Here is a 14,497-nt window from a genome sequence, read left to right as displayed (position 1 = left end):
AACCGGTTATTCCAGCAGCGCCATAATGTCTTCTTTCGTCAGCGACTTCATGAAGTTTTCTTCGGTGGCAATCAGGTCACTGGCCAGTTTTTGCTTGGAGCGCTGCAACGCCAGAATCTTTTCCTCCACCGTGTTGCGGGAAATGAATTTGTAGGTAAAAACCGTTCGCTTCTGGCCAATGCGGTGGGCGCGGTCGATGGCCTGGGCTTCGATGGCCGGGTTCCACCACGGATCGAGGATGAACACGTAGTCGGCCGCCGTCAGGTTGTGCCCCAAACCGCCCGCTTTCAGCGAAATCAAAAAGAGTTTGATCGAATCGTCGTTCTGGAACAGATTGACCTGCCCCCGGCGGTCCTGCGTCGATCCGTCGAGGTAGGCATACTGAATCCCGCGTTCCTGCAAATATTGCTGAACAACGTCCAGGTGTTTAATAAACTGACTGAAAACCAGAACCTTGTGATTATCCGCCATGGCACCTTCCAGCCGCATCACCATGTCGTCGAGCTTTCCGGAATTGCCTTCGTAGGTTTCGTCGATCATCCGGGGGTGGTTGGCAATCTGGCGGAGTTTGGTCAGGCCCTGCAAAACCACCATCTGCGACTTCGCCACGCCTTCTTCTTCAATCCGCTCCAGAATCAGGTTCCGGTAATACGACTTGGCTTCCTCGTACTGCTTTTCCTGTTCCGGCGACATGTCGCTGTAATGAATGCTTTCCACTTTTTCGGGCAGATCCCGCGCCACCTGCGACTTGTGCCGACGCAGCATGAACGGCTTGATGATGCCGTAGAGCCGCTGCGTTTTCTGCTCGTCGTTCTTTTTCTCGATCGGTACCAGAAACTCGTTGCGGAAAAACGTCTGGCTGCCCAGTAACCCGGGGTTGATGAACGTCATCTGCGTCCACAAGTCCATCGTGCTGTTTTCCAGGGGAGTACCGGTCAGGATGAGCCGGTGGGCCGAATTCAGTTGCATCACCGCCCGCGTGATGTGCGACGACGGATTTTTGATGGCCTGCGATTCGTCGAGAATGACGTAATGAAACCGGTAATTTTTCAGCAGGTCAATGTCGATCCGGACAATTCCGTAGGAAGTCAGAATCAGGTCGTAATCATCAAACTGGGCGGTATTTTTGTCGCGGTACGTTCCCGTATACGACATCACGCGCAGGTCGGGCGTAAACCGCCGGGCTTCCAGCTCCCAGTTGTACAGCAACGACGTGGGCATCACCAGCAGGGTCGGCTCCTTAAAACCGGCTTCCTTCTGCGACTGCAACAGCGTCAGCGTCATGACGGTTTTACCCAGTCCCATGTCGTCGGCCAGGCACCCCCCGAAGCGGTACTGGTTCAGGAATTGCAGCCAGTCGTACCCCGCTTTCTGGTAGGGACGCAGATCGCCCTTAAAACCGCTGGGCAGCGGATGGGCGTTGATTTCCTCAAAACTCCGTAGTTTCTCCAGTTTGCGGCTAATCACCGCCGACGCCAGGCTTTCTTCCTGTAACTCCTGCACGAGCGCAATATGGTGTTTATGCAGCACCATCCGGTCGCTGTCGACCTCGTGTTCCATAAACGCGAACAGTTCCGAATATTTCGTAAACCAGGTTTCGGGAATCACGGCAATTTCGCCGTTGGGCAGCGCAAATTCTTTTTTCTTGTTCAGAATCAGCGACCGGAGCTTGATAAACGGAATCTCGAACTCGCCGAACTGCACCTTGGCGTAAATGTCGAACCAGTCGCGGGTTTCGTTGATCGAAACCACGATGGATGAATACCCCAGAAAATACCGCTTGGCGTCGCTGGCGTGCTGCGAAACCTGAAAACCGGCTTCCAGCAGCAGGTTGTGGTTTTGCTGTAACCACTCGAAAGCGGCCGCTTTGTCCAGTCGTGAATGCCCGTTATCTTTCAGTTCGAGGCCATTTTCCTTGAGCCAGAAAAGCGTCGATTTTTCCTTTCGAACATCCCGTCGAATCTTGTGAAAAACGTAGTCATCACCTTTCTTTTCGATGCTGACGTTGGACGAATCCGTGAAACCGTCGTAGCGGAAGGTGAATTGTCCGTACTGAAACAGGAGATCAAAAACCACCTGCGAATCGTCCACGGAAGCCGCGTGGGGCATTTCCGTAAGCACATTATTCATGCGTTCCGAAACGCCATGCCGGTGCGTGTCGCCGTTCACCCCGGCATGGTCGAACAGAGTCGGTACGGCCCGGCTGGGCGGGATCTGTTCGGAAACCGTCAAAACCGGCGCGGGCGTCAGCACTTCGCTCCGGATTTCAAACCCTCTGGCGTATACGTTATACGACGCGATCAGCGGGGCCACAAACCGGTGATAATACTGATCTTCAAGCGTTTTAGGGATAACGATGTTTCGCTTCTGGAGAAACGGCCGCAGCTTTTTCCCGTCCACATTCTTGTCGAAATGAAACAGTCGGCTGCCGACCATCATCCAGGCGGGTTCGTCGCAGATCAGCAAGGCGTCCTTGAACTGAAATTCGACCCGTTCGTCCTGGTATTTAATGATGGGGAAATATTCCGTAGCGGTTTCGTTCCGGACAAAATTGAAATACACCCGGGCTTTTTCCGGCATTCGCTCCACCGGCATCCAGGCCGGGTTGCCGTCGCTGCCCATAATGTACAATTTCTTATCCGCCAGTTGTTCCAGAATCAGCGCCCGGCGCACTTCCAGGTAGTCACAAATCCGATCGCGCAGTTCCTTGTCCCCTTTCTGCGTGTCGTACACTTTCAGGAAAAAATCGACCGTGGATAGCTTTTTGGCGTTGAAGCGTTTCAGAATGGCATCCTGTTGAATTTCATCGATGATCCGAATCAGCTCAAAATCAGCCTCGTCCAGCTCACTGGCAAACTCCCCGGCATTTTTGGCCGACAGCGTTTGGTTCTGCAGCGTCAGTTCGCCCCGTGCGTTTAGCTGCACAACGAATGCTTCAAACAAATAGCCCAGAAACTCGTGTTCCAGGAGCGAGTATACCAGTTGAAACGGTTCTGCAGGCGATACTTTCATAACAATAAAGCGATCCGTATTTAGTACGACTTCACCAAACCCCGAACGGTCGACACACCGGCTATGCTCCGAAACCGTATGGGTCCAAAAGCAAGCAACTGGGCAATTATTCCGCCGGGCTAGAATAAGCAACAAACTCAAATATACGAATAGGTGCAAAAAAGGCAAGTCCAAATGCCCGGAAGCCGTCGGTAACTGAGTGTACGGCCTGTTTAGTTGACCGCCGGCCAGCCGACATGTTTTGCCCTATCGGTTTTGTAATTTTTTGTTAAACACCCCCAAAACCGGCCTTCAGCCTCATTTAGAATCTTTATGAGAAAAAATTGCAATAGATTCAGAACCAAAGCGAGGGTTTTGCCCACTATTCTTGTCTTTAGAATAGACCCTTAGCTGTATGAATGGATTGACACCGCCACAGAACTCTCCGAACGACCGGCGACCGGATGTTGGTTTACGCCCGCTATCGCCAATGGAAAACGAAAGCCCGTCGGATCCGGACTGGCTGATCCGGCGGACGCTGCAACAGGACCCGATCAAAGGCTTCGAACTGCTTTATCAACGCTATTACCGCCCCTTGTGCAGCCACGTAGCCCGGTTGGTGTATTCACGCGAAATCGGCGAAGACCTGGTCGGCGACCTGTTTTACCACCTCTGGCAAAACAACCAGTACAGCCAGATCAGCGGCTCGTTCCGGGCGTATCTGTTTTCGGCGGCCCGCAACCGCGCCATCAATTACCTCCGCTGGGAGTTTAACCGCACCCAGCCCACCGAAGAATCCGACCTGACCGACCGGATCGACAGTGCGGAGTCGGACCGGGACCTGGCCTTTGAAGAACTCACCGTCCGGATCAACCGGGCCCTGGAGGCCCTGCCCCCCCAATGCCGCAACGTCTTTATCATGAGCCGGTTTGAAGGCCAGAAAAATACCGAGATCAGCAGCCAGCTCGCCATTTCGGTCAAAACCGTAGAAGGCCACCTGACCAAAGCCCTGGCCCGGCTGCGGCAATCGCTCCATGATTACTGGCTCATCCTGCTCCTGTTCCTGGTCTGGTAAACTCCATCTGACGACACTATGCAATCGGAAATATCCAAGGCGTTGCTGTTTGCCTATTTTGACGGGACCACCACGCCCCTCCAAACGCAGCGAATTCACCAATGGCGACAGTCACCGGAAAACCGCGAGTGGTTTTTCGCCTGCCTGGAAGAGTGGGAAAACCAGCGGCTCCAATATCTGGCTGATTCCCCGACGGCTTTCCAGCACTTTCGGCAACGCATCGAACAGCCAGGGTCCGTCGTGGAAACCCCGCTGATTCCGTTAGCCGCTTCCGGCGGCCGTTCCATCCGCCGGATCTGGTTCGTAGCGGCTTCGCTCGCCTTGCTTTGCCTGTTGGCCCTCTGGCAACGCGATACCTGGCTTTACCGCACGTATTCGACCCAATACGGTGAACTGAAAACCGTCGGGCTCCCCGATGGCAGCCGGGTGACGCTCAATGCCAATTCCAGCCTGCGCCTGTCGCGCTGGACGTTCGGACAACGCAGCCGCGAAGTCTCTCTGACGGGCGAAGCCGAGTTCTCCGTCCGCCATCTACCAACCCACCAACGGTTTATTGTCCGGACGCCGGACGATGTCGAGGTTGTGGTGCTGGGCACCGAATTCGTGGTGTCGGCCCGTCCGCAGGGATCACGGATTGTCCTCAACAGCGGTAAAGTGGCGTTCCGCTCCCTGAAAGCCTCGTCGCCCAAGCCAGTCGTGATGAAACCGGGTGACGTCGCCACCGTCGAACCAGGCGGCCAGGTCCATCTTCGCTCCAATCAGGCCGTCGAACGCTTCACGAGTTGGAAAGAACACCGGTTTTTGTTCGACCGGACGCCTTTGTCGCAGGTACTTACTACGCTGGCCGATCACTTTGGCGAAAACGTTCAACTGGGCGATTCGAACCTGAAAAACCGGCAACTTACCGGCACATTCCGGGCCGAAAGTGCCCCTGTTCTGCTCGATTTGGTAACGACGTTAACCCACACGCAAATTGTCGAGACCGACTCGGGCAAAGTCCTTATTCCTCTTTCTTCCCTAAATCCTTGATGCGTATGCGATTCTTTATCAAAGTCATGCTGCCTGCGGCTGGCTGGTTGCTGTCGGCGGCCGTTCAGGCGCAAACCCTGGCATCGGCTCAACCCGGACGCTCTCTCACCCAAACCGGGCCCAGTTCGACGGTTCAATTACGGGATGCATTACTGCAACTCCGTAACCACTACAAAGTCGATCTGGCGTTCGAAGAGCAGCAACTTCAGGGCATCAGCGTTCCCGTTGGCTGGTTTCATCCCAAATGGTCGATCGAAAAAAATCTGGAAACGCTGCTGCGGACAACAGATTTTCAGGTCAAACGGTTGTCCAATGGGGCTTATCTGATTTTGTCCAATTCAATCCGGTTGTATCCTGCTCGACCGACCTCTTCCGGCCGCACCGATCCCTCCCTTTCACCGGGCCCGGCCGAAAAAAACGGCGCGATTGAGAATGTGTCTTCGCAAAACCAACCAACGGCAACAAGTTCCCCAGCCGCCGACATTGCGGTGCAGGGGCGCGTATCGGCTGCCGGATCGAACGAAGGGCTACCGGGCGTCAACGTGCAGGTGAAAGGGACCACGACGGGCACCACCACCGATGCCAACGGTGGTTTTAGCCTGCGGGTGCGCGACGAACAGGCGGTTTTGGTATTCTCGTCCATTGGCTACGAAGCCCAGGAAATTACCGTCGGTAAACAGCAAAACCTGACGGTTGTGTTGAAACCGAGCGAGCGTTCGCTGGAGGAAGTAGTGGTGGTGGGCTACGGTACAGTCAAAAAAAGCGACCTCACGGGTTCGGTTTCTTCGGTATCCGGCACGGAATTTCACAAACTACCCATGGCCACCCTCGATCAGGGGCTTCAGGGTCGGGCGGCCGGGGTGCAGGTAACGCAGACCGATGCCGCGCCGGGCGGAACGGTTTCCATCCGGATTCGGGGGGGCAATTCGATCACGAACAACAACGAGCCGCTGTATGTGGTGGACGGTTTTCCGGTCACGGCCCTCAAAAGCCTGAATCCGTCGGATATTGAGTCCATCGAAATTCTGAAAGATGCGTCGGCCACGGCCATCTACGGCTCACGGGGTTCCAACGGGGTGGTGCTGATTACAACCAAACAGGCCAAAGCGGGCCAGTCGCGCCTGGACGCCGAATATTATACCGGTGTTCAGAAGTTGATCTACAAAATTCCCTTGCTGAACGGCACCCAGTTTGCCGAACTGGCCAACGAAGCGGCTGCCTTCCGGGGCCGGGCCCTGCCCTTTGCCGATCCGAAAGCCCTGGGTGAAGGCACCGACTGGCAGGACGGCATTTACCGAACCGCGCCCATCCGCAACTACCAGCTTACGTTCGCGCAGGGTTTGGAGAAAACCCGGTTTATGGTCAGCGGAAATTACTTCGACCAGCACGGAATTATCCAAAACTCCAACTTTAAACGACTGTCGTTTCGCTTCAATATGGAAACGAAGGTCAACGAAAAGCTAAAGTTTGGGAGTAATATGCAACTGAGCTACATCAACAACCACGCGGTATTGGTCAACAGTGGCGGTACCGGCAGCAACGGTGTGGTGCATACCGCCCTGACCAGCGGCCCCAACCTGCCGATCTACGACCAGAACGGCAATTATTTTGTTGACTGGCAACAAATCGGGCCTTCCGTTCGGCGCGACAATGCGGTTTCGCTGGCGAAGGAAACGACCAACCTCACCCGAACGGGTCGGATACTGGGCAACCTGTATGCGCAGTACGAACTCGTCAAAGGCCTGTCGGCCCGCGTCAGCATGGGCGCCGATGTGACCTATTCCAAAAACAATCTGTATGTTCCCCGCACCACCTACCGGGCCTATTTTCAGAATGGCATTGCCAACATCAGCGATCAGCAAACCTACAACTGGCTGAACGAAAACACACTGACATACGACAAAACCGTCGGTGTCCACCATTTCAATGCGCTGGCCGGCTTTACGGTTCAGCGCGAGATCAGCGAAGACGTGGAAGCCAAAGGGCAGAATTTTGTCAACGATATTCTGACGTATAACAATCTGGAAGCCGCCGGACTCGTGCAACCAGCCGCTTCGGGTGCCAATCAGTGGTCACTTATGTCGTACCTGGGCCGGATCAACTACGGTTTTCGGGAGCGGTATCTGCTCACAGTCTCGCTGCGGGCCGACGGTTCCTCGCGGTTTGGGGCCAGCAACAAATGGGGTTATTTTCCTTCGGGGGCCCTGGCCTGGCGGGTTTCGGAAGAACCGTTCATGCAGAACCAGCGCCTGGTTTCCGACCTGAAATTCCGGACCAGCTACGGCGTTACCGGTTTTCAGGAAATACCACTATACCGTTCTCAAAGCTCCCTCAGCAATACCTCGTCCATTATTGGCAACGCACTCGCCATCGGTATTGCGCCGTCGCGGGTGGCCAACCCGGATCTGAAATGGGAACGCACGGCGCAATTTGACGTAGGCGTCGATTTTGGCGTACTCAACAACCGGCTGCGCTTCACGGCGGATTATTACTACAAACGGACCAAAGACCTGCTGCTGGAAGTCAGCGTTCCCTGGACGTCGGGTTACAGCACCTCCCTCCAGAACGTGGGCAGCACCGAAAACAAAGGGTTTGAACTGTCCGTCAGTGCCACACCAATCAATGGCCGACTGAAGTGGAATGTGGACGCCAATTACTCCCAAAACCGCAACAAAGTGCTGAGCCTGGGCGGGGTCGAGGAGTTTTTCGGTCCTGAGTCGGGTTCGAGTTTCTATTCACCCGGCCCCGCGATCCTGATCCGCAAGGGCCAGCCGGTTAACTCGTTCTTTGGGTATGTGGGCGACGGTTTGTTCCGCACCCAGGAAGACATCGCGAAAGGACCGGTTCACCGCTACATGGAACTGGGTGATCTGCGGTTCAAAGACGTCAACGGCGACGGTACGCTTTCGCCCGCCGACCGAACCCTGATCGGGAATGCGCAACCCAAATTCATCTACGGTCTCAATAACACGTTCACGTACGGCCATTTCGATTTAACGATCCTGCTGCAGGGCGTTTACGGCAACAATATCCTGAACCTGCTGCGGGTGTACGAACTCGAATCGATGCGTGGGACCCACAACAACCACATCCGCGCCCTCGACCGCTGGACACCCGAAAATCCGAATGCCTACATGCCCAAGGCCGACTACCGGGGCCAGGAGCAATTCATCAGCACGCGGGCGCTGGAAGACGGCTCCTACCTGCGGCTGCGCAACATTGTGCTGGCCTATAACCTGCCGGGCAAGCTCGTCAAATGGAGTCGTTCGGCCAAGATTTATGTGAGCGGTCAGAACATTCTGACCTGGACGAACTACACCGGTTACGACCCGGAAGTCAACTCGCACGGGCAGAACCCCATCAACCAGGGAATTGATTACGGAGCGTATCCGCGCGCAAAAACATTTATGATTGGTGTTAATCTGGGCCTTTAATGCATACTTGTATGAAACGAAGATGGAATAAACTAAGCCTAACCGTCCTGCTGGTCTGGCTCGTCAGTAGTTGTCAGTTTCTGGACGAGAATCCCCAGGATTTTCTGGCTCCGGCCAACTTTTACAAAACCGAAGCCGATGCCGTTGCTGCGGTCAATGCGGTATATAGTCACCTGTCGACCGGCTCCTACTACGGCGGGCATTTCTGGCGGATGGGCGACCTGGCCTCCGACCTGCTCGACGACGGGGCGGTTTCCCGCACGGAAACGCTGGAACTGAACACCTATACCGTTGCCTCTACTAACGACATTCTTTCCGAATTCTGGCAGCGCCTATACGTCGCCATCAACCAGGCGAATGCCGCTATCGGACGCGTCCCGGGAACGACGATGGATGCAAACCGCAAAGCCCGGCTGGTGGCCGAAGTACGGTTTTTACGCGCCCTGTTCTACTTCGATCTGGTCAAGGCGTTCGGCGATATTCCGCTGATTACGGAAGAAACCACGAGCCTAAATGACCTGGCGGTAGCCCGTCGGCCAGCCACCGAGATTTACAAGCAGATTATTCAGGATTTGCAGGAAGCCGAAAAAGCCCTGCCGGTTAGTTACGCTGCGGCTGATATGGGCCGGGTAACGAAAGGGGCCGCCCAGGCCTTGCTGGCTAAAGTGTACCTCTTTACTAAAGATTACGCAGCGGCCGCCCAGAAAGCGCAGGAGGTGGTGCAGTCGGGTACTTACAGCCTGGTTCCCAATTACGCCGACCTGTGGCCCGCCGAGAAAGAAAACGGCCCGGAACACATTTTTTCGGTGCAGTATCGGGCCGGGGTTGTGGGCAGCAATTTCAACGAAACATTCGGTGTCCGGGGTGGCAAGGCTCCGATTACGGGCGGGAGCGGTGCGTTTGTTAAAAAAACGTTCATCGCTAGCTACGAAACGGGCGATGTTCGGAAAGAAAGCAGCATCAAGGATTCGTACACGTTTTCGGACGGCAGTAAAGCCACATTTCAGCCCCACGTCTGGAAATATTTCAACCCCAATGGCACAACACCCAGCAATACCGATACCAACTGGCCCGTCATCCGGTATGCCGATGTGCTGCTGATGCTGGCCGAAGCCCGCAATGAAGTAGGTGGGCCAACTGCCGACGCCTACGCGCCGATCAACCAGGTTCGGAGCCGGGCCAAGCTGGGTGCACTTCCCGCCGGATTAACGAAAGACCAATTCCGGGATGCGGTTTTGCGGGAACGCGGCTGGGAGTTAAGTTTTGAAGGCCACCGTCGCTACGACCTCATCCGAATGAATAAGTTACAGGAAAATCTGCGAAAAGCGGGCATCAATGTCACCGTACCCAAACACAACCTGTATCCCATTCCCCAACGCGAATTAGACACCAACCGGGAGCTTCAGCAAAACACCGGTTATTAACCCCTGACCACCATGCAACGCCGAGATTTTTTAACTACTGCCCTGGCCGGATCGGTCATCACCCAATCGGCCCACGGCTTTTCACTCGTTCAGCCCAATGCGGCCACGCTGGCCGAAGCCGCCCGCGACATTCCCGTAGTCGGCGACTATGACGTCATTGTTTGCGGAGCCGGACCCGCCGGGGTTGCGGCCGCCATCGAAGCCGGGCGTAGCGGAGCTAAAACCCTGCTCCTGGAAGTTCACGGTTGCCTGGGTGGCGTCTGGACCTCCGGCAACCTGACCTGGATTCTCGACAACAGCAACAAGGCCGGTCTGGTGCAGGAGATCAAGGATGAACTCCAGCGACGCGGAGAAAGCGCGACGGTGCCGGTTGGCAGCACGTTTTCGTTCGATGCGGAAGGTATGAAGCTCCTGCTGGAAGAATGGTGCCTGAAGGCCAACGTGACGGTGCGGTTGTTCACCCGCGTGGTAGCCACCGCCAAGAAAGCCGGACGCCTGACGCACATTATTACCGAATCGAAATCGGGCCGGGAAGCCTGGTCCGGAAAAGTGTTCATCGATTGCTCAGGCGACGGCGATCTGGCGGCCCAGGCGGGCTGCGGTTTTGATTACGGCGACAGCCTGGGGCAAGGCCAGCCCATGAGTCTGCTTTGTCTGATAACGGGCGTAAAATACCAGGATATCAAGGAATTTGTGCGCGATACCGACGACAGCAAAGCCGGCTCACCGTCCAAGCGAAAACTAAAAGAAGCCATTATCCGCGGGGGCCATGAACCCTCCTACACCCACCCCAGCATCCACCCGATTCGGGATGATTTTCACATGCTCATGGCCAATCACGAATACGGTTTTAAAGGCACCGACGCCAACCAGGTTACGGAAGCAACCCTGAAAGCCCGGGCGGAGGTTCACAAAATTATCGGGAGCCTGCGATCACTCAACGGCATCTGGAGCGGCTTGCGGCTGGTAGCCACGGGCGAGCAGATTGGGGTTCGGGAGAGTCGCCGGATTCACGGCCTGTATACGGTTTCGCGCCAGGATCTGATGACCGGTATCCGGCACACAGATGCGGTTTGTCGGGTGACGTTCGGCGTCGATGTGCACTCGGTTAAAAAAGCCGACGAATCCACCACCAATTACAAGCGCGGAACCCCCAGCAAACCGTACGATATTCCGATTCGGGCGTTGATTGCCAAAGACGTGCAGGGATTGATGATGGCCGGGCGGTGTATCAGCGGTGATTTTATTGCCCATTCCAGCTACCGCGTGACGGGTAATGCCGCCATTATGGGTCAGGCCGCCGGGCGGGTTGCGGCTCTGGCCGCTCAGTCCAACCGGTTACCGCAGGATGTCAAATGGGCCGATGTAAAATGGAGTGTTGAGTAATATAAAACCGTGATTGCGTGGAGAAAAGGATCTGCGCAATCACGGTTTATCATGTTTAGAGGCTTACGCGTACGTATTCAGCATCACCGGCATCACCAGCATCAGAATATCTTCGTTTTCTTCCTTATCGGCCGGAATAATCAGACCGGCGCGGTTGGGAGCCGACATTTCAAAAGAGAGCATTTTGGCGCTCAGGTTGTTCAGCATTTCGGTCAGAAAACGGGCGTTGAAACCGATTTCCAGCGGATCACCGTCGTAATCGCAGAGCAGTTTTTCGTTGGCTTCGTTGCTGTAATCCAGGTCCTCCGCCGAAATCGTCAGCGAGTTGGTTTTCAGCGACAGCCGGATCTGGTGCGTCGTGCGGTTGGCGTAAATCATGATCCGCTTCAGCGAATTCAGCAGATCCGTCCGGCCAATCGTCATGATGTTGGGGTTATTCACCGGAATGGCGTTCTCAAAATCCGGGAACCGTTCGTCGATCAACCGGCAGATCATCTGCGTATTCCCGAACGTAAACGACGCATTCGACTGGCTGAACTCGGCCCGTACTACCGCATCTTCGGGCAGCGAAGCCTTCAGCAGCGTCAGGGCTTTCCGCGGAATAATCATGGAGGTGCTGCTGGGCGACGTGATGTCGGTCCGCCGGTAGCGTATGAGCCGGTGACCATCGGTGGCAACAAAGGTCGCGTTGTCCTCCGACAGTTGCAGGTATACCCCCGTCATGGCGGGGCGCAGGTCGTCGGTACTGGTGGCAAAAACCGTGTTGTTGATGGCGCTTAAGAGGGCATCCGACGACAGTTCGACCGCCAGATTGCGGTTGACCGCCGGGATTTTCGGAAAATCAATCGGGTTTTCGCCGGACAGTTTATACCGGCCGTTGTCGGTCAGGATTTCCGTTCCGAAGGTTTCCGTGTTGACGTTGAAGGTAATCGGTTGTTCGGGCAAACCGCGCAGCGTATCGAGCAGCAGTTTGGCCGGAATGGCAATGGCTCCCTTCTCCGACGACTCAACGGCAATGTTGGTGATCATGGTCGTTTGCAGATCAGAAGCCGTCACCGTCAGCATATCATCGTCCAGTTTGAACAGAAAATTCTCCAGAATAGGCACAATCGGATTCGTTGCCACCACACCGTTGATGGCCGAAAGTTGCTTGAGTAATACGGAGGAGGAAACGATAAATTTCATAGGCAATTGTATTTGAAGCCGTTTGTCCAATAAGAACAAAAGTAGGAAAAATAGTCGAGATATACGGAGGGTTATTCCACAGAGTTTATCAGAGGAAATCAGCGGTTATCAGGGCCATTCTCTGGTTAACTCTGATCTTCTCTGATAAACTCTGTGTAACAATTTAAAAACTTCACGCGTACTTTCTCCGGCGCGCGAATTGCCACGCAACGCCGACAAAACCAATGAGAACCACCGGCCCGACCAGATTCAGAAGCTGCCACGAAAGCCGGTCTTCGCGAAGCCGGATTTTATCCAACGGCCGAAGCGTCACCTGGCGGGTACGGGCCGTGATGATTCCGTTATCATCCAGCAGGTAATTGACCGCGTTGACCACAAAATCCTTGTTGGCAAACGTATTTTTCGAAAACCGTTCGTAGCCGAGCGGGTAGGGCGTGTTGGTGCGGTAATTGATGTCGTTGATCAGCAAATCACCATCGGAGCAGATGACAATTTTGGCGTCCTGATTCTGGGCTTTGAACGTTGCAGCGCGCGGATCACCGGGCAGAATGCGGTTGGTATACAACGACTGAAACCGTCCTTCCAGCAAACACGCAATGAGCTGCACCCCGCTGTCGTACGTGCGCGGATCGGGCTGCTGGCGGGCTTCGTTGTAGCTCACCAAAGCGGGGGCTTTCAGGATTTTGGTGTACTGCGAGCTCATCAGCAGGGGCGTTTTCACAATGCCCGGTGCCTGCACGGTATCAAGCGTACTGGTAAACCGGCTGTAGATGGCGTCCAGATTCCGGACAATCGGGCTATTCCCAAAATTGTTGATCAGCGGAAAAAACCGCCAGGGCAGCAACTGCACGTTGGGTTTGTCGCCCATATTACCTACGTTCAACGGAATAAAAGCGCAGCTTAAATCCTTGATAATATCGTTGTTGACCCGAAAACCCCAGCGAAAAAACAAGTCGTTCAGGTTCAGGTCGAGCGGCTGGGCGTAGGTGCCTTCCCGCCCGACGCTGTCGATTTTCAGGCCATCGACAAAAAACAGCGCCCTGCCACCGTTGACCACAAATTGATCCAGTTTGTATTTATCGGCTTCCGAAAACGGCCGGTCGGGTTTGGGCACAATCAGACCGTCGAGCCCCACCAGATCGCGGGACGCCTGTAGGTCGATGAGTTCAATCTTGTAAAATTCCTGCAACGTAGCCAGCAAATCCGAGAGCCGGAGCGGTTCTACATCCGTGTAGGTCACCGCTACTCCCAGCACTTTTTTCTCCCGAACGGTCAGCCGCCGAATTGCCGACGCCAGCTCGTATTCCACATTTTCGATGGATTGATTCAACTGTTCTTCCGACGAGCTGGAGCGGTTTCCGCGCAGCAGCAAAACCGGCAGTTCGCGGCCTTTGTAGGATACAATGGCCCAGGGATAAATCAGTCGTTCGGTCCGCTGACTGCCTTCACTGGAAAAATTCAGGTTCGTGGGCGTCAGCCCTTTCTGGAGTAGTTGGGTCTGAAATTCCGTGCGCTGTTTTTCGTTGGGATTAGCGGTCGGATCAATAAACCGATAGGTCAGGGTTTGGCTGGTCCGCGCCTGAAACTCCGCCAGGGTTTCCCGAATGCTGGTTTCAAGCCGTTTAAAACCGGGGGGCAAGTTTCCGGTCAGGTACACGTTAACATGCACATCATCATCGAGATTAGCCAGCAGATTTTCGGTGCCTTCCGAAAGCGTATACCGACCCTCCTGCGTCAGATCGACCCGAAAAAATAAAAATGACGACAACAGATTGACCACAACCAGTACGGCCAGCACCAGGCCGAAACGAAACAAAAATGACTTCATACTGCGTAAAACGCTGAAAGCAGTTCAGTTGTACAAAAGTAGAAGAAAAAAACGACGGGCCGGGCGATTCGTTCTTTGGTATTTTTAAAACCGCGTAGGGGGTAGGTCGGCCCTGAGGGTCTTAGGTTCACAACAACATACTACG

At 54.9% G+C, this 14,497-nt stretch carries 8 protein-coding genes; 5 read left to right on the top strand and 3 right to left on the bottom strand.

The window, feature by feature from the left end; all coding sequences use genetic code 11:
* Window positions 1-6: 6 nt before the first annotated feature.
* Window positions 7-3,012, bottom strand: coding sequence for a DEAD/DEAH box helicase (locus tag ACFPMF_RS25835; protein WP_379850632.1), 3,006 nt, complete (start codon window positions 3,010-3,012; stop codon window positions 7-9).
* 394 nt (window positions 3,013-3,406) lie between these two features.
* Here ACFPMF_RS25835 and ACFPMF_RS25830 point away from each other — a divergent pair, with 394 nt between their 5' ends.
* Genes ACFPMF_RS25830 through ACFPMF_RS25810 form a run of 5 tightly spaced genes read left to right on the top strand, consistent with a single transcriptional unit; the run spans window position 3,407 to window position 11,339 of the window.
* Entirely contained in the window at window positions 3,407-4,066 is a 660-nt protein-coding gene (locus ACFPMF_RS25830; protein ID WP_379850630.1) for an RNA polymerase sigma-70 factor, read from the top strand.
* 18 nt (window positions 4,067-4,084) lie between these two features.
* Complete coding sequence (locus tag ACFPMF_RS25825) at window positions 4,085-5,095, top strand: FecR family protein (RefSeq protein ID WP_379850628.1); 1,011 nt, start codon at window positions 4,085-4,087, stop codon at window positions 5,093-5,095.
* Window positions 5,096-5,100: 5 nt separating this feature from the next.
* Window positions 5,101-8,529, top strand: a complete 3,429-nt coding sequence (locus tag ACFPMF_RS25820; protein WP_379850626.1) for a SusC/RagA family TonB-linked outer membrane protein — start codon at window positions 5,101-5,103, stop codon at window positions 8,527-8,529.
* 11 nt (window positions 8,530-8,540) lie between these two features.
* Window positions 8,541-9,953: a RagB/SusD family nutrient uptake outer membrane protein gene (locus ACFPMF_RS25815; RefSeq protein WP_379850624.1), complete on the top strand. Its 1,413-nt coding sequence runs from the start codon at window positions 8,541-8,543 to the stop codon at window positions 9,951-9,953.
* A gap of 12 nt (window positions 9,954-9,965) precedes the next feature.
* Window positions 9,966-11,339, top strand: coding sequence for an FAD-dependent oxidoreductase (locus tag ACFPMF_RS25810; RefSeq protein ID WP_379850622.1), 1,374 nt, complete (start codon window positions 9,966-9,968; stop codon window positions 11,337-11,339).
* Window positions 11,340-11,402: 63 nt separating this feature from the next.
* On the opposite strand, the gene dnaN is transcribed toward ACFPMF_RS25810, so the two are convergent.
* Window positions 11,403-12,524 (bottom strand): DNA polymerase III subunit beta, encoded by a 1,122-nt coding sequence (gene dnaN / locus ACFPMF_RS25805; protein WP_379850620.1) that lies wholly within the window; start codon window positions 12,522-12,524, stop codon window positions 11,403-11,405.
* A 172-nt stretch (window positions 12,525-12,696) separates the two neighbouring features.
* Entirely contained in the window at window positions 12,697-14,352 is a 1,656-nt protein-coding gene (gene gldG / locus ACFPMF_RS25800; RefSeq protein WP_379850618.1) for a gliding motility-associated ABC transporter substrate-binding protein GldG, read from the bottom strand.
* Window positions 14,353-14,497: the final 145 nt, after the last annotated feature.

This window comes from Larkinella bovis (genome assembly GCF_042655385.1).
Lineage (GTDB): Bacteria > Bacteroidota > Bacteroidia > Cytophagales > Spirosomataceae > Larkinella > Larkinella bovis.
The sequence above is the reverse complement of the archived record's forward strand: the minus strand, read 5'-3'. Positions and strand labels throughout refer to the sequence as shown.